Below are 22824 nucleotides of genomic sequence, written 5' to 3'. Positions count from 1 at the left end.
CCAGCGGCGCTCCAGACCCCAGTGGCGGCGGTAGGGAAGACTGTCTCCGCGGTGAGGTGCGTAGCCGCGGGAGGCGGGCGACGACCAGCGGCACGAGGCCGGGCCCTCGCGTTGGACCCCGACGCGACACCCGTCAGGGAGGACGTGCTTCGCGCGCACCGTCCGCTACCGCGGGGATTCCGGTGTGTCCACCGTAGAAGCCTCGGGAGCGGAGTCCCGGTTGCCGCCTGACGGTGTGACCGCGGCGATGACGCCGATGAAGACGACGGCAATGCCGACCAGGGTGTAAGGCGACGGCGACACCCGGGGATCGAACAACTGGATGAGGTAGGTCAGGACCGGATTGCAGTTGGTCATCGCCAGCACGACGAAGGGGGCCGCGTGCCGTACCCCCACCTGGAGCAGCCCGAGCGGAAGCGCCAGCCCGACGGCACCGAACGCGACGATCAGCCAGGCCTGCTCCCCCACGGCACCCCAGTCAACGGGGACGGTGAGGCTCAGCAGGCCGCAGCCGACGATGGTGGCGTAGTTGCGGTGCGCGAGGATATGGCGGTTGGACCAACCGAGGTCGACCAGCCGCCGCGCGAACCACGTCAGCAACGCCATGCACAATCCCGATCCCAGCACGGCCAGGAGGCCCAGCAGCGTACCGAATCGGTCCGGCGCCTGGAACCCGGAGTTGCCGCTCGCCGAAACCCACCCCAGAAGCACGCTGCCGACGATGATGGTCGCGGCACTGGCCCACTCCCGCCGGCTCCGGCTCCAGTGGCGGCCGACCAGCCCGGCCAGCAGGAGCCCGAACACCGGCGACGCGCCCGTTTGCAGCGCGCTCGCCAGCGCGGGCTCCAGGTACTCCAAGCCGGTGTAGAGCAGAACGAACACCCCGGCCGAAGCGAGGTTCAGACCGACGACCGCCCGCCACGCCGGACCGTTCATCGAGGGTTGCGGGCCGCGGTTGGCGACCCCGAAGATCGCCGCGGCGACGGTGAACGTCAGCAGCGCCAGTACGAAGGGCGGCACGGTCTGCACGACCCCGCCGAAGACCACGTTGCTCGTCGCGATGAACGCCGAGGCGCCGGCCAGCGCTGCCACCCCGCGGGCATGATGGCTGTGCCCGTTGATCACTGATTCGTCCTTTCTCGGATGTCAGACAGCGGCCGCGGGTGCCGGTCGCACGTCGAACAGCGCGCCTTCGTCGCTCCACGCACCGACGCGGGCGGCGTCCGCCTCGACCACATCGGCATCGGAGTGCAGCAGGTAGACGAAGCCTCCCCGTCCGGTGGTGTCGGTGGAGGGGCGCACGGCGTTGCCGGCACGCGGAGCGCCGAAATAGCCCGCGAAGGAGGGCAGCTGCCCGAGGTTCCGACAGCCCGCGTCATCGGTGATGACTCCCTCGTGCGGGAAGTGGACCCACATGATCTTGAGGTGGCCGGTCGGGCGGTAGGGCCGCCGGAGGCGAGCGCGAAAGCCGTCGGGGTCGCACATGGCCATCGCCGTGAGCACGGGCTGCGTGCCCCGAGGACCTTCCGGAAGGGTCCGCTCTCGATCGTGGCCCCCATCGGCCGGGCGTTGGTCTCCACCGGCCTCGGCCCCTCCCGGGTGACCTTCAGTTCGTTGTGCGCCGGGCCGTTGCGGATGCCGACGGCGTCCAGAGCCCGCTCGTTGTACTCGATCAGCGGTTCCAGCACGTCGCTGTCCGGGGTGAGCAGGTAATGGTCTGTGAAGGTGATCCCGCTGCCACCCCGCCGCTCATGCGTACCGGGGACGAACTCGAAGCACCACGCGTCGGTGGTGAGGTGCCGAACGGTGTTGACCACGTAGATCGGCCCTTCCAGGAACGACTGGGCCACGGCGGTGTCATTGCGCAGGCCGAGGAAGTTGACCTTGCCGACGATCCGGGTGACCGCGGCGAGTATGTCGGCGGCGCTGGCGAACACCTGGGTGGCGATCATGGTCCCGAGATTCCACGAGCCGAATACGAGGAGTCCCGTTGTCCAGAAAGCGAATCGGCGGTGGGCTCCGGGGGTGTGGGCCATGGCCATCGCGGCGCTTTCGTCGCTGACCAGGTGGGCGGCCGGCAGCAGCCAGCGTCAGCCCGCGCCGCGCAGCGATGGGGTTGGCCCGAAGCTGTAGAAGAGGTTCCGGCTGCCGAGCGGCACCGCGGTCACCGCGGCGGTTCCGCCGGTGCCGCCGGCACGGAGCACGCCCACCAGGCCGAACTGCGACGCGCCGCTGTACATGAGGAGCGACAGTGCCTGGGTCTGCCAGATGGCCAGCCCCGAACCCGTCGCCAGTGTGCCGTACGAGACGCCGTAGGCCGCCACGGCCAGGGCGAGTGCGGACGCGTCGCGCACCACCGTCCGGCCGGGCCATCGGCCCGTGTCCGCCTCCACCACGGAGATCGCACCCCCTCGATCGAAGTAGGTCGAAACTTGAGCAATGACATTGACACGTCATTAGAGGCCCATATGATGACATACGCAAGGCATCGAAGAGAGATATGATGACGACAAGCCTCGACTACGGCGAGCTCCAGTACGGCTGGGAGCTCGCCTACCAGCACCAGGACACCGAGCAGCCGCTGTGGCAGGAGGCGGCCATTCCGGTCATCGACGACGCGATCGAGCCGCTGAGCTCCGCGGGCGCGCGTTCGGTCGTCGACCTCGGATGCGGGGACGGCCGCAACCTCGCCGCACTCGTGGCCGCCGGGTTCAGCTGCATGGGGGTGGACATCGCCCCGACCGGGCTGGCGCACGCGCGGACGACCGCTCGACCAGCGTTCCTGCTGCGGGCTGATGCCACCGACATCGGCCTGATCGACAACCCGGTGGACGCTGTGACCTGCTTCGACGTGTTCGGGCAGATCCAGGATCCGAGCAGCCTGGTCAGTGAGGCCCGCAGGATTCTGCGTCCCGGGGGGCGCTCGTCGTCAACGCGTTCACCCACGAAGACGGCACGTACGGCGAGGGCGAGGAGATCGCACCCGCACACGTTCGCCTACAACGACACGCTGTTCCGCTACTACGACGAGGACAGCATCCGCGAGCTGTTCGCCGAGTGGGAGGTCACCTCGCTGTACCGCCGGAGCTGGGACGACCCGCCGCACGGCGACTTCCGCCCGTACCCGCACCGGCACGACAACTGGATCGTGCTCGCCACACCGCGCTGAGGAGGCCGGGTTGCGGACAGCGCGCGGCCACGCCATACGACGCCGTGCCAGCCATCCCGCACGGGGACGACGGCGCCTTCTCCCCCGCATGAGGCGCCGACACGAACGCTCCTACGTGAGACGAAAGGCAAGGATGTGACCGCCAAGACACTGGATCGTGTCGACGGCTTCGGCCGGTTGGTGAGCGACACACCGACCACCCGCCTGGATATCACCGTCAACGACATTCCGCGCACACTTCGGCTCAAGCTGGACGGACACAACATCGGGGGTTCCATCAAGGCCCGTACCGCCTACGGGCTGGTACGCGACCTCGCCCAGCGCGGGCGCTTGGAGCCGGACACCGAGATCGTCGAATCCACCTCGGGAAACCTGGGAATCGCCCTCGCGCTGATAGGCAAATATTTCGGCGTCCGCGTCACGACGGTGGCCGATCCCCTGATCACCGACGGGGCATTGCGCCGACTGCGTGAACTCGGCGCGCGTGTTGAAATGGTGCACGAGCAGGACCAGAATGGCGGCTACCTGCTCAGCCGATTGGAACGCGTCCGCCAACTACTCGACGGCGACCCACGACGAGTATGGACCGACCAGTACAACAATCCCGCCAATCCGCGCATTCACGAGATCACCACCGGTCCCGAGATGAGAGAGCGGGGCGCCCGCGACCTCGATGCGGTATTTCTGGCCATTTCCACCGGTGGTACATTGGCCGGAGTCAGTGCCGACATAAAGCAGGCCAGTCCCTCCACCTCTGTCGTCGCGGTAGATATCGCCGGATCGATTGCGTATCGTGGAGCGGCAGCGCCTCGCAGAGCCAACGGAATCGGTGCGAGTCGGCGCTCGACATTCCTCGAAGACTGGATGATCGATGACTTCCGCTCGGTCACGTTGGCCGACATGGCCGCCTCGTGCCGGGCCATGCTCGACGAGCACGGACTTTACCTGGGCGCTTCGTCAGGTGCTGTGCTGGCCGCGTGTTTCCGGTATCTGGCCGACAATCCGGATGCCCGGGACGTCTGCTGCCTGTGCCCCGATCTCGGCGAGAAATATGCGAGCACCAGCTACAACACGGCGTGGCTGCGGTCCGCTGGATGCTCGGGGAGGAACTTAGTCAATACCGGATTCCCGTCCGCGCCAGTGGCTAGCGCCACGGGTCGGATGCACGGGGGAACGGCGAGAACGCACCGCAGGCCGTTCTGGCAATATAATAAACAGCATCAACTCAGAAGTAGCAGGTAACCATGCGCTCGGGGGTTGTATCAGCATTGTTGGATAACTAGAAGCAAGGCGGCGTAAATAAATGACAGGACGGCTGGAACACCTCTTCTTCGGGGACTTCGGACCGGAGCTCACAGAAGAAGCCATCAAAACCGCCAGGACGAACCCTGGTGTATTGGTCAACAAAGTCAGCGAACACGAGTTCGCTATGTTGATCCTGCTCTGCGAGCTCGGCTCAGATATATTCCGCGAACCGGATGATCGGCCTGATCTCACCAGCCTGTGCGAACGTTTCGCCAGCGATTCGATCCTCTACATCGGACGGATCCTGCCGCGAGCAATCGAGGCGATAGGACTGCTCCGCGACGCAGTCGCGGAGCAGTCCGTAGCGACCGTGATCGAGGTGTGCGACCACGCCAGCCAGGGATGGCCGGACTATGCCGAGACGGTTTTCCCGACCGCCTTCTGGCAGCTGGCCCGGACGATGTCCGCGGACACCCGCCTCACGGAGTTCCAGGACACGTCCTACGTGTTGTGGCTCCGCGGTCTCGCCGCTGCCAAAGAGGGGGACGGAAAGTCCGCCCGTGAATTCTTGGAACGTTCTCTGCGGCGCTATCGCGCCTATGACTACTACGCCGATACGGCGTGGTTGTACTCCGACCTGGTCCTGATCGACATCATGCTCGGTCTGCCGGATCGGGCGACCACGGCAGCCGAAGAGCAGCGCTCCTACGTGGAGACCGTGCTGCGTGAACGCACGGCCTCGGCATCCCAGCCGGAACGCGTCGCCTTCCATCTCGGTGACGTCCACTCCGGCCGCTATCAGACCTTCGTCGAGCAGGCCGTCCTCCGCGACCCCGTGCTCCGGGACGAGGACGCGGGGCTGCTGTGGCGCTACGTCGGGGTGAGCGAGTCACTCCTGAGCGCGGTCCGGTGGCAGTCGCGCAGCCACCTGGAGAGCGCACTCGACCGGTTCTCCAACGGCTGGCGGACGTTCCTGGACTCCTCCTATCCGGACATCTTCGCCCGGGTCGGCCGCGCCGCACTCGGCGAGCGAAACGACGCCAACGTGTATCTCCCGGTCGACACGATGTGGCGGCACCTGCTGCTCATGTATCGGCGCAAAGTCGAACCGCCGACCCTCTCCTCCGCCTTCCAAGCGGTCCAGGAGCGGCTGCGCAACGCCGGGCTGTCCGCCGAGCTCGATGTCCTGCGTCTGGATACCACGCTGCTCACCTGGGCCCTGCACGGGCGGGACAGTGCCGCGGAATGGTGCGCTCCCCACGTCCACGGGCTCCGGAAACGCGCCCCGGCGCTCGTCTCCGCACTGATCGACGCGCTGAACAGTACCGACATGGACACTCCGGTGACCGCGGCAATGACCTACCTGGCCGAACGCGCCAAGTACCCGGTGCCGGACTTCGCGTCCATGCTGGAACTCCTCAGCGCGTGGCAGTTCCAGCCGGACACCGTCAACCGCGTCGAGATCTCCCTGCACGGGGACGAACTGTTCGTCGACGGATTCCGTGTCTACTCCCACTGCCCGCCCGCCCTGCGCGCGATCCTCTCAGCGCTCGCGTCCGAGCTCGACCGCAGCAGGGAACGTGGCGAGGAGCCCGCCTTCCTGCGCGCCGGCGAGCTCGCGCAGAGCACCGGACGCTCCACGGCCTCGCTAGTGCAGGCGATTCGACGGTTCCGTATCGCCTGCACGGACGTCATGGGCGATGCGATCGGCCAGGATGACGTGCTCCAGGGACGGCCGGGGTACCGGCTCAATCCCGCCACCGTCAGCTCGGTCATGTGGTATCCGGGCACGCAGTAGAAATTCAGCACCCAGAAACCAGGAGAGAACGCGTTATGAATTCACCTGAACCCGCGGTCTTCACCGACTACAAGTTCGTCGTGGCCCTGAAGGCCAAGCTGGATCCGGGGATCGCTCTCAACGCGGCCAGCCACCTCGCCCTGGGGCTGGTGGCGCAAGCCGCACGCAGCGGCGACGATCAGCTCGCGCACATGTCATTCCTCGACTTCGCCGACGCCGACGGCGGAAGCCACAGCCCGATCTCCGGGCTGTCTTTGGCCGTCTTGCAGGGCCGCCCCGCCTGGCTGCGCCGCCTGCGCAATGAACTGATCGCGGCCGACGTGTGCTTCACCGACTTCACGTCCGATATGACCGGTGACACCTACCGCGAGCAGCTGGACCGCATGGCGCAGACCCTCGAAGAAGCTTTGGACTACTACGGCGTCGCGGCGTTCGGAAAGAAAGAGATCATCGATCCGCTGACCAAGAAGTTCTCCCTGTGGCGGTAAGGAGGCCCTCCCCGTGTTCCCCTTCCATGTGGATATTCTCCGGCTCACCACCACCCGCCAGTCAGGACTGGGTCTCTCTCGCTATCGATGCGGAACATGCGATACGGCCGTGATGCGCCCACGCGAGGGTCGGCACGCCAGGTGTCGGTACGGTTCCAGGTGCACAGTAGGCACGACTTCCGGTGATCTTGGTCTGCCGAAGACCCTGATCATCACAACAGAAGACCGTGCCTGCCCGGCCGACCGCAAACCGTATCCGCCTGGCGTGGCGGCCTCTCAGCGCCCGAGCGTGTGGGTAATCAGGTACACGTCCGCCGAATCATCGTCGGGGTAAAGGACGATCCCTTCAGTATGCGTCCCCGTCTCCTGGTCGACCGCTGAGCAGCCGCGTACGTTGTCGCCTGCGGCAGTCACGGCGTCGGCATCGATTCCGAGCTTCTCCCGCTCCTCCTCGGACACGCCCTGGGAGCGTGGAAGCCAGTTCCCGACCTCCTCGCACACCTTCTCGGCCTGCTGGGAGGTCGCGGAGAACAACACGTTGTAGACAACGTTGCCCTGATCGTCATATTCGGCGGTGATGTCCGGTTCCTTGATGCCCTCGGGAAGGGGGACACCGGAGTACTCGGTAAACGCCTTGGGGGATGTGTCGATCTCGGTGGTCGGCTCCTTGGGCTCGTCCCCGCCCACTGCGCATCCGCCGACGAGCAGGCTGAGCAGAAGCCCCGCTGCGGTGGTGCGCATGCAGACCCGTCGCCGCATCACGAGGGCTCTTCCCGTAGTCGTGGCCTTCCAGCTGCTGTGCATGGCTTTCTCCCGCCGCTTCAGCGGCGGGAGAAAGCCACACTCGACGTACGATGCCCCTGTGGCGGGCCTGCGACGTTGGATGCTGTCAACGTCGCTCGAATGCGGGTTCTGGGGTGGAACTGATGTCGGGTCCGGGATTGCACCCGGCAGGCGGGAAGTGATCGGTGTCACTCCGCAGATGGCTGTGGCTGGACCAGTCCATCCACCGGCACCGTGGCTCGTCGGCTCCGCGCGCCTCATGTCGGCCAGAAGAGCGCGATCGCCGTCCCCACGAGGATGAACAGAACTCCGAGGCTGATCCCGACCACCGTGCCGACGATACTCGACCGCCCCGACCCGACCCAGATCGACGTCGGAGCTGACGCGTCGTAAATCACCTCGACCCGCTGGCCAGGTTCGTAGCGTGTGGTGCTCGTCGCGATGGGCGACCGTCGGTGCACCTGCCGCCCGTCGGGAAGATCGAACAGTACGGTGTAGGCGTTCACCCACCCCGTCGCTGATGGGGACGTGGTGTCGAGGTTGCGGTGCGTGTTGGAACCTGCTGGCTCCTCCCAGGAGTGGGTGAGCGTGGCGATGGCGCGTGCGGGAGAGCGCCGCAGCTTGCTGGTGTCCCCCGCGAACCAGATGCCGCTGATCAAAGCCAGCAGACCGGCGAAAATGAAGATCCCGCCGGACACCACGTTTTTGGCGTCCCCGAGGGCATCGCCGAAGAGCGCCAGAGCGAGCATCGCCACGACGATCGCGGAGAACAAGGCACGGTGCACCACCGAGCGCATAGGAGACTCGCAGCGCGGCTGCGGGGCGCCAGGGATCGGGTGGCGGTAGGGGTTGTCGGTGATCTCCACGTTGGAGGGGTCGTCGGGATCGAACCGAATGGGGACCCGCCAGCCCGGGACGGGGACGATGCCCCCAAAGCCCCTCGCGTGTTCGCTCGTGTACTCAGCGCCGGACGTAGTGCGGAAGCGGAGGGTAAAGGGGTGCTCCACGCGTCGGGGCGGGTCGAGCGGCCCGACCGCGGCAACCACAGCCTCCGCGGTCACCCCATGGCGCTGGAGTTTTTGCTTGCGCAGCCGAGCGAATATCGACTTGACCACGTTGTATGCGATCACCGCGGCGATGAGACCCCAGATCAGTAGCGAAACGGGATCGACGTCGGACACTACTGCCACCGGTCCTCGGGTCGTGGGGGAAGGAATCGCAGGCGATCGTACCGTCACACTGATCGGCGATCGGGATCAGACCGGACTGGTCGGGCAAGGCCCGCCCGTAGAGCTGCCACCCATGGGACCGGTGGCAGCTCGGGCCGCTGCGGTCAGGTGCGCATCGTTCGGATGGGCTGCCATCCGAGGAGGGCACCGGCGAGGGCCGCGGCGTTCCAGGCCATCAGCCCACCGGCTACGGCACCGCTGGCCACACCTGTGAACACGAGGTTGTTGACCAGGTAGACCAGCGTTCCGGCCACCGGGATGGCGAGGCAGGCCTGCGCGCTGCGCGAGGTGCTGAGTCGCCCTTCACGGGGGCGGTGGACGATGGCCGACACCGAGGCCGTCATGAAGTACACCGTGGGGCTAACCGCGGTTTGCCAGGTCACTGCGGTCCAGAGCGCCTCCAGCTGGAGCCGGAAGTGGCACTCCGTCTCCAAGCCGATGAACTTGAAGGCCTCACAGATGCTGTCCTTGATGGTGGCGACGATCTGGTTCGGGGTTCTGTCGAAGCCGGTGGCGAGAATGGCAATGACGATGGCGTCGATGGTGAGGACGACAGCGCCGCACTCGACGAAGCCAGCGCCAGTGTCAGAGCGCGTGTACATCCCACGCTTTCGCTCCCAGTCATGAGCTCCCGCCCGCTCTAGGCCACCGTTGGGAGAGCCGAAAGGCGCGGTCCACGGGGGGATCTAGCTCTCGCTCAGGTGGCCATGTCAGCTCAATGGCACACGACCTTAGTGACAGTCGGGAAATTCGTTGAGGCAGGTGATCGGCGGCGTGATCCGTAGGTTCTCCTGCGGCCACGAAGAAGCTCCTAATAGATGCATGGGCGCCGACTCCGTATAACCGGACCAGGAGTGCCGGTGCCAGTAGACCGCATCTGCCGGCGACGCGCCAATATTGACTCTGGCACGGATTTGATGAAGTGCCTGCGGACGTCCCTCCGGTCCGGCAATGATGCGGGGTGTCGATCTCGTCCCTACTCGCCCTGCTCTTCCCACACCTGGTCGCACTACGGATCGACAACGCCTTCCGCGGCGACCTGTCAATCCGGGTCACGGTGGCGACCACGGCCCTCGCAGCCGCCTGCCCCTCTGCACAATCCCGTCGAGGCGGGTGCACAGCCGCTACGGCCGCCGTCTGACTCACGCCCCCGTCTGCGGTCAGGAGCTGCTGCTCCCCCTGCAGGTGCGCCGGTTCTTCTGCGACGAGCCCTCCTGCGAGCGCAAAATCTTCGCCGAGCAGGTACCGGGTCTGACCACCCCCTATGCCCGCCGCACCCCTGCCCTGGCTGTGGCGCTGTGCCGGATGGGCCTGGCGCTGGGTAGCCGGGCGGGCTCCCACCTCACCTCCCGCCTGGCGGTACCGGTCAGCCGGATGACGCCGCTGCGCCTCATCCGCGCGGTTCCCAACCCCGAGGACCGCCTCGTTCAGGCCCTGGGGGTCAATGACTTCGCCCTGCTCAAAGGCCACGTGTACGGAACCCTGCTCATCGACGTCGGCACCCGTCGCCTCATCGACCTGCTCGACGAGCGCTCGGCCCAGGCCCTGCCCACCTGGCTCACCGACCGTCCCGGCGTCGAGTACGTCTGCCGGGACCGCGCCGGATGCTACGCCGACGGCGCCACCCAAGCTGGTCGGGGGCGACCTCCCGAAGGTCGCGGAGGGTCCGCACATCTACCTGGCCGAGCGTGATCTCGCGGACGCCCTTCTTCCGCAGGAGCTCCCTGATCTCCTCTCCCGTCAGGGCCCAATAGAGGGCGTTGAGCTCGCCGGGGGCATCTCGGCCATGATGTGGCGGGGATCTCTCGGGCAGTCCCAAAGGCAGAAGTTTCAGAAGCCCTGGTCCAGGTACTCGCGGATTTCGTCGATCTCGTCCTAGATCGCTTCGAAGTCCCCCGAATTCGGGTCGTTGGGCGGGGCCGGCCACTCCACCCGTACTTCCTCCGGCTCGGTCTGCGGGGCCTGTCCCTTCCCCTCACCGACGTTTTGGCTATGCGGGCCGTCGTCCGCACAGTCCTCCAATGAAGTGAGGCTCTTCCGGGGCCCTTTGTCGCGAAGACGGCCGAATGGAGCGCGAGGTTTTAGGGGCGCGGGAACACAGCGGGTTCCTTCGGGGGCAGTGCTAGCCAGCACGCGGCACCGGCTCCCAATGCGCCGCACACGAACTTGCCCACGATGACGATCCCGGGGACGTCACCCGCAGCCCCGATTGCCGCCGCGGCCAGCAGGGCGACGACCGGCGGGGCGAGCACCACCAGCGTTCCGAGTAGGGAACGCAGCTGGCCGCGCCCCAGTGTCAGCGCTGCGAGGAGCACCATCGCGAACATGAGCACGAACTGGGGGAGCGCGAACCAGGCGAGGCGCCCAGACGTGCTTTCCAGTTGCTCTACTGTGGCCAGGCCTGGCACGCCGATGGCCAGCAGCGTTGTCCCCAAGAGCCAGACAACGGCGGCAACGACCAAGGCGAGCACGGTTCTCATCACGGTTCCTTTCCCCTTCCCGATTCCGGACCGGTTTCCGATGGCCTTTCCACTCCCGATAGCGACGCCGATTCTCGGCGAGCCTGCGAGCGGTCAGCCATCACCCGTCGTTCTTTCTCTCCGCCTTGTCCGAAACGCAGTCGGCGTAGTCAATGAACCGTCGAGCTCCGTTGTCCGGACCGTCGAGCATCAGCGCGTCGGTCGTGTGCCGCTCCTCCATCGCCCAACTCGTGCTCGCGCCGAACTGCAGGCCCAACTTGACCTTGGCGCTGAACTCCATCTGGTCCGTCTCAACATCGGAGGCGTTCTGCCAGGCCCGGCCCTTCTTGTAGAAGAGGTGCTCCCAATCCGGGGCGTCACCGTCCGGCTGCGTGGCGATGTCGCCCCCGTAGTCCTCTTCGCCGAGCTGGTCGGCCATCGCGTTCGCCACGTAGGTCGGCGGGAGCAGGCCGCGCTCCTTGAGCAGGGCCTCTCCGGCCGCCTGTTCCTCGGGGGTGTCGAAGTCCAGCTCCACCATCTGGGTAACGCTCTTCGTCTGCTTCTTGCCAGCGTCGATCCCGCCGTTGTTCGAACCCGTACCTGTCTTCTTGTCCACTCCGATGTTGAACGAGCCTTCGGCGTTGGTCATGTAGCGGATACTGGCGAGAGACCCGTCTTCGTTGCGCATCACGCGGGTGCCGCCACTCCAGCTCAGTTCGCCGTCGGCGTGTGCGGCCAGCGCCGTGGCGCCGATGTTGCCGGTCGCGGTCCAGCCGTATGTCTCCGAGGTCTGGATGTTCTTCGGGTCCGAGTACCAGGTGGAGTGGTCGTACTTTCCACTGATCGTGACGCTGCCCTGAGCTCCCAGGTTCATGTCCCAGGCGTCACCACCACTGTCCGCTCGGCTGATCCAGGCCCCGACACTGGCGTCGCCGTTGGCCTCGATCTCGATGGTTCCAGTGCGCACAGCGGGTTCAACGGTGATCTTGGGGCGCTCGTAGAATCCCAGCCACTCGGCAATGGCCTTGCCCGCCTCACCCTCGGGGTTCATCATGCGGGACTGCTCTTCGGCGATGGCCGCGTTGACCTCCTCCTCGAACTTCTCGAACTCTTCTTCGCTGTCGAAGATGTAGGTCATGCCGGAGGCGAGGTGGGCGCTCGCACTCCCGTCGAGTCCCGCCTCCGTGTGCGCGGCGTTCTCCTTGCCGAAGTCCCAACCCACGCCGCCCGCGACGCCGACCTCCGCTGAGGGAACGAAGGTGACGATCATCTTGCCGTTCGACAGGACCTCTTTCGCGTAGCTGTACTCCTGGCCGAACGTAAGGAAGCCGATGTCGAGGGAATAGCCGTAGGTCTTCTTGCTGCCGTCGCGGACACAGTAGGTAGGGGTGTAGTCGTAGGTGGGTTCGTCGTCGGCCTGTGGAGCCGACGTGTCGCATTCGCCGTCGCTGACGAGGGCGCCGAGGCGGCACAGGGCGTCGCGGAACACATCGCCCACACCGCCCGGTACGGCGATGAGAACCGCGCCGGCGATGACGGCGACGCACAGGGTGACAGCCGCGTACTCGGTGAACGACGCACCGCGATCACGGCCGTGAGCAAGCCTGCGAGCATGTCCGGTGGGATCAGGAAGTCGTCTGACTCCTAGCATCAGACCGCTCCCACATCATGGGGCGACCGGTGGGACCGGAATGCTGTGAGTTGGGGCATTGTCGGAGCGTACGGACGGCCGCCCCGGGCATGACAGAGCCCCCGTACCCAATCCGGGGCCCAAGGTTCGGACCCAACGTGCGGCCTCAGCGGGGCCATTAGCCAGCCGCGCGTTCCGTGCCGGTCACCCGCAGGGGATGTCGGTGTACTCGAAAAGCTCGACGTCGTGCCAGGTGTCGTTCTCGCTGTAGCAGAGCCGCCCAGGCGTGAAGTCCTGGGGAGGACTGAGTTCGTGTCCCCAAATGACCTCGGGGGTCTCGTACTGGAAGTACCGGCCCGACAGACCGTTGGCGAGTCGGGTGGAGTTGTCCTCCTCGGGGAGATCGGCGATAGTCACGCCGAACTGCTGCTCGGGTTTGTCCTGCGTGAGTGTGACCAGTGCTTTCGATTCCCTCGCGTTGAAAGCCCGGAAGCCGTCCTCGAATTCGGCGTCGCCAGCGCCCTTCGCTTGCTCTTCGGGGACCAGCACGGTGAAGTCCCGACTGTGGATGACGTAGGCTCCATCGTCGTGCTGGTAGGACGCGGTGCCGTGGAACGTGACGTCGTCACCTTCGCGAGTGGCCGATGTGAAGGTGAGACGCAGCCGTGACGTCCAGTCGAGGGAGATCTCGCCTGGCTTTTCGGTGTTTCCCGACTCCCCCGCCTGTTCGGACAGTGGTGGGCGGGTGAACAGCTCGACGGTGTCGCTGTTTGTCGCCTCGGTCTTGACCCCACCGATCTCCAGAATCGGCTTTCCATCGATCTCTGCGTCCTTGGGGCCGCCCCGATCACCCCGGTCAGCGCTCGCCGCCGGATCCTTTCCGTCATTGTTGGCGACGGAATCGGCTCCGTTACCGTCAGAGGGGGAGTCCTCGGGATCGCTCACGCAGCTGGTGGACACCATGAGTGGCAGGGCCATCGCCAGTGCCGCGATCGATCGTTTCTTCATCGTCGTGCTCACCGGTCCTTCGGGGGCAGGGCAGGGGGTAGGGAGACGGAAGGGCCATCGCACCTCGGCTTCGGGATTATCGCAGACCTGAGGGTTGAGACTATGTTCGGCTACACACGCCCCGGACACGGGTCCCACCAGGAAAGCCGCGGACCGCTCGAAAAAGCCGTTATCCGTGTTCCGTCCTTATGCGCGGACTCGGTAGGCTCCGGGCACTATGAAACGCCTCCTCGCACACAGCTCCCTCGTGCTCGCGTCCGTGCTGCTCATGACCGCCTGTCAGGGCGGAGGCTCTGACGAAGAGAAGGACAAGAAGGAAGCCGCCCCCTCTCCCGTCCCGGCGGCGGAGATGGAGAAGATCGACCTTCCCGACTCCCCGGACAAGCTTGCCGAAGCTGTCTCAAAACGGATGCAGGAAGCACTCTCGGTCGAGGTCGCGATGACCGTCGACCCGGAGGAACCCGAGGGCGAGGACGCCGCGTCGATCGAGGACGTCAGCATGACGCTCCTGCTCACCGATCCTCCTGCGGCGCGGATGAAGGTCGTGGACAACAGCGAGGACCGCCCGAGCACCGCGCACATCGTCGTCATGGACAAGGTCATGTACACGAAGCTCGAAGAGGAACCGCTCCTGAAGGACAAGGAGTGGATGAAGATCTCCCGCAAGGAGGTGGACAAGCTCGAGGACGAGATCGGGCCGTTCGCGGAGATCTTCCGGGTCATGCTGCGGGAGACGAACGACTCGCTCGATCAGGCCTCCGGCGAGTCCAGCCTCGATGTGGTGCGGTTGGGAGAGCTGAGCGAGGACCCGGAAAGCGCGAAGTCCGAGGACGGCGAGCCCGTCACGCGCTACAAAGGGACGACGTCCACCACCGACCTGGCCGATGCTGGCCACGACAATTTCAAGCGGGCGGTCAAGGCCGGGTTGGACGAGGTGAGTTGGGAACTGACCGTCTCTGACAAGGGGCTGCCCGACGAGTTCACCGTTGAGCTGGTCACCCCTGACGGTGAGAAGGCGACGAGCACCGTGCATTACAGCAACTGGGGCGCCGAAGTAGAGATCACTCTGCCGCCAGAGAACAATACGGGCACCATTCAGGAAAGCCTCGACAGTACGGGCTGAGCCGAGCGGCACCCGAGGTCCCGGCGTGGGCTGCAGACGCCTGCTGATCGCCCTGCCTGGCGACGCCAGGCAGGGCGATGTAGTTCCAGGCACGGGGGTCCATCGCATCGCTGCCGGATCAATCCTCGGTTAGAGGTCACGGTTGCCTTTCCTCTCCTGCCCCGAGGGAGTGGGACAGGTATCACGTCGGCGGGCCGACCCTCCGACTATCCGTGAACTGCCCGGAAGGCTCCGTCCGGTAGGGAGTGAGTACGGGCCTGCGATTGCAGACCCGACAGGGCGGCGGAGGTTGCGGAGGGCTGGGCTCGTCGAACGGGGGGACGCTTCGACCAGCGCTACACCGCCACCGCGCTCGTGAATACGACGGGCTGTCTGCGGCTGGTGGGGCTTGTCTCGTGCCCGTGATCGCTTCGGGGTGAACAGGGGGTCGTGCCACGTGTGGCGGCGCTAGCGGTACATGACCTGATCTGTTCAGGCCGGCGGTTCTCGGGACGACATCCACGGTCCGTTCATGGGGCAGGCGGGGTCGTCATCTCCCCTTCTTCTCTCTATACCAACAGCCCTGGGTGTGTCATGCTCGAAATTGGGCGATCGACCAATGCGTTCGCACAGTACGTTTGACCAAGGAGACGCTCGTGCCAACGACGGCAGAACGAGGGAGGCAGGTCAGGCGGCGCTTGATCACGGCAGCCGCTGAGCTGATCGGCGAGCGCGGGTGGTCGGCGGTGAGTACCCGCACGCTCGCTGAGCGCGCCGGGGTCGGGCCCGGGCTGGTGCACTACCACTTCGCCTCGCTCCAGGCCCTCCGCATCGAGGCGGCGGCGCAGATGATGAGCGCGGTCGCCGAGGGGGCCACCGCACGCCTGGAGACCGCCGCCGACGCCGAGGAGGGGCTCGCGCTCATCATCCGCGATCTGGACCGCTTCTCCGGCGACGACCCCATGTCCCGGCTGTTCATCGAGGCCTACCTCGCCTCCACCCGCGACGAGGAGCTGCGCCGCGCCATCTCCGGCGTGCTGGAACTCTTCCGGTCGCGCCTGACCGCCTGGCTCGCCACCGCCGGTGTCGAGGCCCCCGAAGAGACCGCGCGGGTGCTCGGCGCCGCCCTCGACGGGGTCATGCTGCACCGCGCGCTCGACCCCGGCCTCACGTCCGGCGTCGTCGAGCCCATGCTCCGTCGGCTCCTCGCCCCCACCCCCGTCAGCGACAGGACCGACGGACACGAAGAACAACGACAAGGAGATCGGTGATGAAAGCGATCGTCTGCGGGGCCGGTATCGCCGGCCTGGCCGTGGCCAACCGGCTCGACGCGCACGGCTGGGACGTGGTCGTGCTGGAGCAGTTCCCCGGTCCCCGCGGCCAGGGGTACATGATCGACTTCTTCGGCCCCGGCTACGACGCCGCCGAGGCCATGGGGCTGCTTCCCCGCTTACGCGAGCTCGGCTACCCGATCAGCGAGGCGTCCTTCGTCGACGAGTCGGGACGCGTCCGCGCCTCCCTCGGCTTCCACCGATTCGCCAACGCCCTGGGCGGCGACCTGATCTCCGTCCTCCGCCCCGACCTCGAACTCGCGCTGCGCGAATCCCTTCCCGAGCGTGTCGACGTGCTCTACAACGCCCGCCTGACCGATGTCACCGACAACGCGGCGCACAGTGTGCGCGTCACCCTCGCCGACGGCCGCAGCCTCGACGCCGACCTGCTCATCGGTGCCGACGGCATCCACTCCCGCGTGCGCCGCGAGGTCTTCGGGCCCGAGGACGACTTCCTGCGCTACCTGGGCTTCCACACCGCCGCCTTCACATTCGCCGATCCCGACGTACACGCCGCTGTCCAGGGCGGGTTCCATCTCACCGACAGCATCGGTGCGCAGATGGGCCTCTACGGGCTGCGCGGCGGCCGTGTCGCCGTCTTCGCGGTGCACCGCACGTCCGACCCCACGCTTCCGGTGGACGCGCGTACCGCCGTCCGCGACGCCTACGCCGGGCTGGGGTGGCTGGTGCCTCGCGCCCTACAGCTGTGCCCGCCCTCCGACGAGATCTTCTACGACCAGGTCGCCCAGAGCGTGCTGCCGTGCTGGCGCCGGGGCCGCACCGTCCTCCTCGGCGATGCCGCCAATGCCGTGTCGCTGCTGGCCGGGCAGGGCGCGTCGCTGGCCATGGGTGGTGCATTCGTGCTGGCCGAACACCTGGCCTCGGCGGCGGACGTCGAGGAGGCGCTCCAGCGCTACGAACAGGAGTGGCGCCCGGTGGCCGAGGAGCGCCAGCAGGCCGCCCGACGCTCGGCCCACTGGTTCCTCCCCGAGAACCGGGCAATGCTCCACGTCCGCCGCGCTGCCCTGCGGCTATCGGCCCTGCCCGGCGTGGACCGGCTCATCGGCAGCACGATCTCCGGCAAGCCCACTCCCGTCGTGCGGCGGCACACCGGCTTGACCCGCGACTGCCGGCCGCTGTAAAGCTGAGCCGTGGTTGCGCCCTTCCCACCCATCGAACCGTACGCTCGCGGCCTCCTGGATGTCGGTGATGGCAACCGGATCTACTGGGAGACCAGCGAGAACCCCGACGGAAAGCCGGCCCTGTTCGTCCACGGCGGCCCCGGCAGCGGCGGGCGCCGAACCAGCCGCCAGGCCTTCGACCCCGACGTGTACCGGATCGTCCTGTTCGACCAGCGCGGGTGCGGAGACAGCCGCCCCCACGCCTCCGACCCGGCCGCCAGCCTGGAACACAACACCACTGATCACCTGATCGCCGACATGGAACTGCTCCGCGAGCACCTGGGCATCGAGCGCTGGCTCCTCCTTGGCGGTTCCTGGGGGTCGACGCTGACCCTCGCCTATGCCGAGCGCTACCCGGAGCGGGTCTCCGAAATCGTCCTCGTCGGCGTCACCATGACCCGGCGCGAGGAGATCGACTGGCTCTACCACGGTGCCGGACGCTTCCTCCCCGGCCCCTGGGAGGCATTCCGCGACGCGCTTCCGGAGGACTATCGGAACGGTGACCTCGTGGCCGGGTACAACCGGCTGCTGAACGGCCCGGGTGTGAACGACGGGGTCCGGCTCGCAGCGGCGCGGGCGTGGTGTGTCTGGGAAGACGCCGTCATCGCTCACGAGGTGCTGGGGAGGCCGGGGCACTACAGTGATCGGCCCGACGCAGAGCTGCTGGCGTTCGCGCGCATCTGTGCCCACTACTTCGCCAACGGTGCCTGGCTCGATGAGGGATGTCTTCTGCGGGACGCCCACACGCTGGCCGGGATTCCGGCAGTGCTGATCCACGGCCGCCTCGACCTGGGCGGCCCGTTGGCGACGGCGTGGGAGTTGTCCAAGGCCTGGCCCGGCGCCGAACTGATCGTCATCGACGACTCCGGCCACACCGGCAGCCCCGCGATGCGCGACGCGGCCCTGGACGCCATCGCGAGTTTCGGCGCGCGCGGCCGGTGACGCGTGCCCGGGCGTCCGCCGCCCGCACAGCATGCCGCGGCCCGCACAGCATCCCGCGGGATCACGCGTCGGTATCGAGCCGGGCGTGCAGGTGCATGTCGTGCCAGCCGTCGGTATGGCGGACCTCGTCGCGCTTCGTTCCCTCAGCGGCGAAACCGGCGCGTTGGGCGACCCGGCAGGAAGCCGGATTCTTGGTCGAGTGTTCGAGTTCGACGCGGTGAAGCCCGAGGACGGTGAACGACCACGAGGTGAGGGCGGACAGGGCGCGTGAGGCGACACGGCGGCCGCGCGCGGCCGGGAGCACCCAGTACGACACTTCGGTGCGGCCCTCGTGAAAGTCGAACCACCGCAGGTTGATCTGCCCGACGACCTCGGATCCGTCGACGATGGCCCACCCCGCCCCGGTCTCGTGGTGCCACCGGTCGTCCCAGGAATCGATCCACTCGCGCGCCTCGCCGTCGGTCATCGATCGGCAGTGCCAGCGTTGAATATCGGGCTCCGCGTATCCGGCGAGGACGGCCGATCGATCCGACTGCCGCCACGGTCGGAGCAGAACGCCGGACGTGGGGATGGTCGGCTGCACGCGCCCCGCCATCCGCCCGGACGGCACAGAAGATTCCACGAGTCTTGGCACGCCCCGATTATGGCCGGTTCGGGCCGGGCCCGATAGGCGTTGCTCATCCGTGCCGGAAACACGTCGCGTCGGGGGCAGCGGTCGTTGCGGAGGGCGTGGGTCGGTCACGCCATACCCGAATTTCCGTCATCCGCTACAGAGCCAACGGACAGGTTAGGGTCGGCCGAGAAACGCTGCCGACGTGAGAGGCAAGCCGCCGATGGACTCCCTGCAGGGGTACAGCGCCATGCTCGAATCCCGCGGCGCGCGGGACGTCCCCCATCCCGGCGGAAACCTGCTCGATCATCTCGCGCGTGTCGCGCGGCTCCTGGAGTCGTGGGGCGCGGACGAAGATCTGTGCGTCGCCGGCCTGTGCCACGCCTGCTACGGGACGGGCGGATTCGCTGTATCGCTGTTCGATCCGGGGCGCCGTGATGAACTCCGCCGCATCATCGGCGAGCGCGCGGAGAAGCTGGTCTACCTCTATGCCGCGTGCGACCGCGGCCATGTCCATGCCCAATTGGGCAGGCAGGATCCGGTGGAGTTCCGCGACCGGTTCGACGGGACGACGTGGAAGATGCCAGCGGCGGACCTGGACCGATTCATGGAACTCACCGCCGCCAATGAGCTGGACATTGCCCGGGAGAACTCCGACTTCAAGGAGCGGCACGGCCAGGAGCTGCTCGATCTGTTCACCCGCAACCGCAGGTTGCTGAGCTCGGCGGCATGGCGAGAGTGCGAGGAATTACTGGGCTCGTGAGGATGAGACCGGCCCAGGCAGGCAGAGCAGGTCGGAGAAGTGTCAGGCTTTGATGCCTTCGAGGCCGGGGGCGCTGACCGGCGGCGGGCCTGCCGCGGATCCCGCTACTATCCGGCCGGAATGATGTTCGGGCGAAAGGCCCCTTCGCCGACCTTCAGGTGAGCCGCTCGGCCAAAGCGACGGTGATGCCCTCGGGGCCGCGGACGTGACAGAGCCGGTGGCTGTCCTCGCACCGTTGCAGATCGCCAACGAGCTCGGCACCGTGGGTGCGCAGACGCTCAAGGACGTCCTCGACGTCGTCGACCGCGTACATGATGCGACGGATGCCCAGCGTGTTCGCCGGTGCGTTCTCCGGCTCAGCACTGATGGCCGTCGGCGTGTGGAACTTCGTCAGCTCAATCCGACCGTGGCCGTCCGGGGTCCGCATCATGGCGATGTCGACCCGGACGCCGTTGAGCCCGACGACGCGGTCCACCCAACGTCTCTCGACCGGGGCCTCGCCCTCCGGTTCCCTACCGAGTTCGACAAAGAACGCGGTAGCGGCCACAAGGCCGTCGACCACCACACCGACGTGGTCCATCCGCTGAATCGTCATGTCCCGGAACCAGAGGTCGGGTGCGGCACCGGCGTCGTCGCCCAGCAGGCCTGACCGATGCCCCGTGACCGTTGATCGAGCTTCTGGTGCCAGAGCCGAGCTCTGGCGGGCGGCGCGAGAAGCATCCGCTGCCTCGGCATCCACCACCCGGCGAACCTCGTCGGACAGGCCCACGACCACCACAAGCACGGTCATCCTTGCAGGTCGCTCCGGAAGGCCCGCCGGTAGGCGCCCGGGGTGGTGCCCAAGGCGCGAAGAAATCGCCTGCGCAGGTTGGTGGCCGAGGAGAGACCGACGCGACGGGCGACCGCGTCCAGCGGGAGGTCGGAGGATTCCAGCAGTTGCCGGGCCGCGGCTATCCGCTGGGCGAGCAGCCACTGTCCCGGACCGACGCCGAGCTGGTCGGTGAAGCGGCGGGAGAGGGTGCGTGCTGAGACGCCCTCCTGCGCGGCCAAGTCTTCGACGCTCAATGGTTCGCCGAGCCGGCCGGTCGCCCACTCCAGCAGCGGTGCGAGCGAACCGTCGATGTGGGCGGGGTGCGGTGGCGCCGAGTACTGCAGCTGTCCACCCTCGCGATGGGGCGGCATGACCATGCTCCGTGCGACGCGCGCGGCGTATTCGGCGCCCTGGTCGGTGCGTATCAGGTGCAAGCAGAGGTCGATTCCGGCGCCTGCACCGGCGCTGGTGGCCACGTCGCCGTGGTCCACGTACAGCACGTCCGCGTCGACCTGGACGGCCGGAAAGCGGGCGGTTAACTCCTGCGCCCGAGCCCAGTGCGTGGTCGCCCGCCTCCCGTCCAGGAGACCGGTGTACGCCAGCGCGAAGGCGCCGGTGCAGATGCTCACCACCCGCGTTCCTCGGTCATGCGCGCGGCGCAGAGCCCGGTCGACCGCGGGTGAGGGTGCCTCGTCAACGGGCAGCCACCCGGGGACGACCACGGTGTCCGCCTCATCGAGCGCCTCCAGCCCGTCGGCCACCAGCATGGTGTACCCGGCGCGCGTCGTGACCTCTCCGGGGCGCTCGGCGCACACGCCGAACGTGTAGCGCGCCGGAAGTCCGTCCCGCTCGGTCCCGAAGACCTCGGCCGCGCAGCCGAGCTCAAAGGTCGACTGGGATGGGCGGGCGAGGGCCACCACTCGATGCATGGCAGAAAAGTACCGCATGATGTCATTCATGACACTCGGCGGAGATGCAGCGGTCGGGCAGGCTGACTTCCATGACGACAGAGGAACACCAATTGCCCGGCTATGTGTGGTCCAGCGTGCAGGACGCCCCGGTAAACGAGCTCTTCCCGGGGATCCGCCAGCGCCCGCTGTGGAACGGCGACAACGGCGCGCATGCACAGGTGCTGGAGATGGACCCGAACACGTGCTGGCAGGGCGTCGATGTCCACGAACCGGGTCCCGAGGAGGTCTTCGTGGTCTCCGGCGTCTTCAACGACGGCCACCGAGACTATCCCCCGGGCTCCTTCATCCACGCCCCCGCGGGTTCGTCCCATGTCCCGCAGACGACGACGGGCTGCACGCTATTCGTCTTCTACCCCGAAGGCTGACCCCCGTGATCAACGAAAGGAGCATTGCAACCGACTGTCCCCGGGAAATCCGCGCTGGCCTCTGCGCGCCATGATTTCCCGCCCGGATGACGGCAAAGGCCCCGGGCATTTCAGGGACGACCGTTGACGTCCTCCGAGGCCGGGGCGGCCCGGCCGCCGACGTCGTAAGTCCACGGCAGCCAGAACGCGAGGACGGGCGCCGGTGGTGTGGCGGTGATGTGGTCTGGGCCCAGCACACCATCGTGGCCGTCGGCGCCAATGCCTCTTCTCCCGGCGCCGCTCAAGCGGAGGCCGTGTCCGGGGTTTCTGGAAGGATGAGAGATCCATGGAGGGTCGCCCGAGCGGCGTCCCTCCTACCGTCTTCGCATATGGATCCCATGATTACGCACAGGTGATGTCGGAGTGGCAAAGTTCCAGGAACACCATGTCCGCCTCGGCGATTGGCGCTATGGCGCCCCGTCCGTGATCGTCAGGAGGGTGGACTTCAACTTCGGACAACTTTCTATTCGTGATCCTCGTGTATTGCCGTATCTCGACGTCGACCTGCCCGCCAAGGTGGATGGCGACCCGGCGGATATGATCCTGCACTGCGTGGACCACGATGTTCTCGCCAACGGAGTGAGTTGGAACAGCAGCGCATCGGCCGCTGAGAGACCCGACTCATGGTGCTCCGGATGTGCTCGCTTGAAGGCCGAGCATGCTCCGATAGACGCGGAACGGGCAGCGGCCGCGCAGGCCGCACAACGGGTCGGGACATCCTGGCCGCGATGATCGCCAGCCGGTACGGCCCTCAGGAACGCGAGACGATCGACGCGACTCTGGCGCGCCGCGAGCGCCTGGAGCGCAGGAGCCGGGCCGAGGAATGACTCTCGGCTGCTCGGTCTTCGCCCACGCGACCGGCGCCAGTCCGGACGTCTAGGTACGCGTACTCATGAGGGA

24 protein-coding genes are annotated in these 22824 nt (G+C 67.0%); 12 read left to right on the top strand and 12 right to left on the bottom strand.

The genetic code is table 11. From position 1 onward, the window contains the following. Window positions 1-165 precede the first annotated feature (165 nt). The 3 genes from ABD259_RS15210 to ABD259_RS15200 all read right to left on the bottom strand — a co-directional run bounded on the left by ABD259_RS15210 (window position 166) and on the right by ABD259_RS15200 (window position 2396). Entirely contained in the window at window positions 166-1125 is a 960-nt protein-coding gene (locus ABD259_RS15210; protein ID WP_344163117.1) for a DMT family transporter, read from the bottom strand. A gap of 21 nt (window positions 1126-1146) precedes the next feature. Further along, window positions 1147-1503, bottom strand: a complete 357-nt coding sequence (locus tag ABD259_RS15205) for a hypothetical protein (RefSeq protein WP_344163115.1) — start codon at window positions 1501-1503, stop codon at window positions 1147-1149. A 587-nt stretch (window positions 1504-2090) separates the two neighbouring features. After that, window positions 2091-2396: an AzlC family ABC transporter permease gene (locus ABD259_RS15200; protein WP_344163112.1), complete on the bottom strand. Its 306-nt coding sequence runs from the start codon at window positions 2394-2396 to the stop codon at window positions 2091-2093. A gap of 104 nt (window positions 2397-2500) precedes the next feature. On the opposite strand from ABD259_RS15200, the gene ABD259_RS15195 reads away from it, so the two are divergent. The 4 genes from ABD259_RS15195 to ABD259_RS15180 all read left to right on the top strand — a co-directional run bounded on the left by ABD259_RS15195 (window position 2501) and on the right by ABD259_RS15180 (window position 6700). Next, window positions 2501-3169, top strand: coding sequence for a class I SAM-dependent methyltransferase (locus tag ABD259_RS15195; RefSeq protein WP_344163109.1), 669 nt, complete (start codon window positions 2501-2503; stop codon window positions 3167-3169). A 135-nt stretch (window positions 3170-3304) separates the two neighbouring features. After that, window positions 3305-4411, top strand: coding sequence for a cysteine synthase family protein (locus ABD259_RS15190; protein ID WP_344163106.1), 1107 nt, complete (start codon window positions 3305-3307; stop codon window positions 4409-4411). Between the two features lie 61 nt (window positions 4412-4472). Further along, window positions 4473-6212, top strand: a complete 1740-nt coding sequence (locus ABD259_RS15185; RefSeq protein ID WP_344163103.1) for a hypothetical protein — start codon at window positions 4473-4475, stop codon at window positions 6210-6212. A gap of 35 nt (window positions 6213-6247) precedes the next feature. Next, on the top strand, window positions 6248-6700 hold the full coding sequence (locus tag ABD259_RS15180) for a DUF2000 domain-containing protein (RefSeq protein WP_344163100.1): 453 nt from the start codon (window positions 6248-6250) through the stop codon (window positions 6698-6700). A 276-nt stretch (window positions 6701-6976) separates the two neighbouring features. Here the strand turns inward: ABD259_RS15180 and ABD259_RS15175 are convergent, their stop codons facing one another. The 3 genes from ABD259_RS15175 to ABD259_RS15165 form a co-directional block, all read right to left on the bottom strand. Next, the gene (locus ABD259_RS15175; protein ID WP_344163097.1) at window positions 6977-7504 is read right to left on the bottom strand and encodes a hypothetical protein; all 528 of its coding nucleotides are present in this window, start codon (window positions 7502-7504) and stop codon (window positions 6977-6979) included. A gap of 236 nt (window positions 7505-7740) precedes the next feature. Continuing rightward, window positions 7741-8664 (bottom strand): DUF3592 domain-containing protein, encoded by a 924-nt coding sequence (locus ABD259_RS15170; RefSeq protein WP_344163094.1) that lies wholly within the window; start codon window positions 8662-8664, stop codon window positions 7741-7743. A gap of 152 nt (window positions 8665-8816) precedes the next feature. Continuing rightward, complete coding sequence (locus ABD259_RS15165; RefSeq protein ID WP_344163091.1) at window positions 8817-9314, bottom strand: hypothetical protein; 498 nt, start codon at window positions 9312-9314, stop codon at window positions 8817-8819. A gap of 511 nt (window positions 9315-9825) precedes the next feature. On the opposite strand from ABD259_RS15165, the gene ABD259_RS15160 reads away from it, so the two are divergent. Further along, window positions 9826-10404: a transposase gene (locus ABD259_RS15160; RefSeq protein WP_486348485.1), complete on the top strand. Its 579-nt coding sequence runs from the start codon at window positions 9826-9828 to the stop codon at window positions 10402-10404. 389 nt (window positions 10405-10793) lie between these two features. Here ABD259_RS15160 and ABD259_RS15155 read toward each other — a convergent pair whose 3' ends face one another. The 3 genes from ABD259_RS15155 to ABD259_RS15145 all read right to left on the bottom strand — a co-directional run bounded on the left by ABD259_RS15155 (window position 10794) and on the right by ABD259_RS15145 (window position 13821). Beyond that, on the bottom strand, window positions 10794-11192 hold the full coding sequence (locus tag ABD259_RS15155) for a hypothetical protein (RefSeq protein ID WP_344163085.1): 399 nt from the start codon (window positions 11190-11192) through the stop codon (window positions 10794-10796). 100 nt (window positions 11193-11292) lie between these two features. Next, window positions 11293-12822, bottom strand: coding sequence for a hypothetical protein (locus ABD259_RS15150; protein ID WP_344163082.1), 1530 nt, complete (start codon window positions 12820-12822; stop codon window positions 11293-11295). Window positions 12823-13005: 183 nt separating this feature from the next. Next, a complete protein-coding gene (locus ABD259_RS15145) occupies window positions 13006-13821 on the bottom strand; it encodes a hypothetical protein (RefSeq protein ID WP_344163079.1) in 816 nt (271 codons plus the stop codon). 205 nt (window positions 13822-14026) lie between these two features. Here ABD259_RS15145 and ABD259_RS15140 point away from each other — a divergent pair, with 205 nt between their 5' ends. From ABD259_RS15140 to pip, 4 genes are all read left to right on the top strand, one after another. After that, window positions 14027-14932: an SCO4651 family lipoprotein gene (locus ABD259_RS15140; RefSeq protein ID WP_344163076.1), complete on the top strand. Its 906-nt coding sequence runs from the start codon at window positions 14027-14029 to the stop codon at window positions 14930-14932. Window positions 14933-15567: 635 nt separating this feature from the next. Further along, entirely contained in the window at window positions 15568-16182 is a 615-nt protein-coding gene (locus ABD259_RS15135) for a TetR/AcrR family transcriptional regulator (protein ID WP_344163073.1), read from the top strand. After that, the gene (locus ABD259_RS15130; RefSeq protein ID WP_344163070.1) at window positions 16182-17384 is read left to right on the top strand and encodes an FAD-dependent monooxygenase; all 1203 of its coding nucleotides are present in this window, start codon (window positions 16182-16184) and stop codon (window positions 17382-17384) included. The genes ABD259_RS15135 and ABD259_RS15130 overlap by 1 nt, the downstream gene beginning before the upstream one ends. Before the next feature lie 9 nt (window positions 17385-17393). After that, a complete protein-coding gene (gene pip, locus ABD259_RS15125) occupies window positions 17394-18365 on the top strand; it encodes a prolyl aminopeptidase (protein WP_344163067.1) in 972 nt (323 codons plus the stop codon). Window positions 18366-18426: 61 nt separating this feature from the next. On the opposite strand, the gene ABD259_RS15120 is transcribed toward pip, so the two are convergent. After that, window positions 18427-18948: a GNAT family N-acetyltransferase gene (locus ABD259_RS15120; RefSeq protein WP_344163064.1), complete on the bottom strand. Its 522-nt coding sequence runs from the start codon at window positions 18946-18948 to the stop codon at window positions 18427-18429. 232 nt (window positions 18949-19180) lie between these two features. On the opposite strand from ABD259_RS15120, the gene ABD259_RS15115 reads away from it, so the two are divergent. Further along, a complete protein-coding gene (locus ABD259_RS15115; protein WP_344163062.1) occupies window positions 19181-19738 on the top strand; it encodes a DUF6817 domain-containing protein in 558 nt (185 codons plus the stop codon). A gap of 154 nt (window positions 19739-19892) precedes the next feature. On the opposite strand, the gene ABD259_RS15110 is transcribed toward ABD259_RS15115, so the two are convergent. Together ABD259_RS15110 and ABD259_RS15105 are read right to left on the bottom strand one after the other, a co-directional pair. Continuing rightward, a complete protein-coding gene (locus tag ABD259_RS15110) occupies window positions 19893-20318 on the bottom strand; it encodes a VOC family protein (protein ID WP_344163191.1) in 426 nt (141 codons plus the stop codon). 206 nt (window positions 20319-20524) lie between these two features. Next, window positions 20525-21496, bottom strand: a complete 972-nt coding sequence (locus ABD259_RS15105; protein WP_344163059.1) for a helix-turn-helix domain-containing protein — start codon at window positions 21494-21496, stop codon at window positions 20525-20527. 53 nt (window positions 21497-21549) lie between these two features. Between ABD259_RS15105 and ABD259_RS15100 the strand changes: the two genes are divergently transcribed. Continuing rightward, a complete protein-coding gene (locus ABD259_RS15100; protein WP_344163056.1) occupies window positions 21550-21885 on the top strand; it encodes a cupin domain-containing protein in 336 nt (111 codons plus the stop codon). A 402-nt stretch (window positions 21886-22287) separates the two neighbouring features. Continuing rightward, window positions 22288-22656 (top strand): hypothetical protein, encoded by a 369-nt coding sequence (locus tag ABD259_RS15095; RefSeq protein ID WP_344163053.1) that lies wholly within the window; start codon window positions 22288-22290, stop codon window positions 22654-22656. Window positions 22657-22824 lie beyond the last annotated feature (168 nt).

This window comes from Nocardiopsis rhodophaea (assembly GCF_039530945.1).
GTDB lineage: Bacteria > Actinomycetota > Actinomycetes > Streptosporangiales > Streptosporangiaceae > Nocardiopsis_C > Nocardiopsis_C rhodophaea.
The sequence above is the reverse complement of the archived record's forward strand: the minus strand, read 5'-3'. Positions and strand labels throughout refer to the sequence as shown.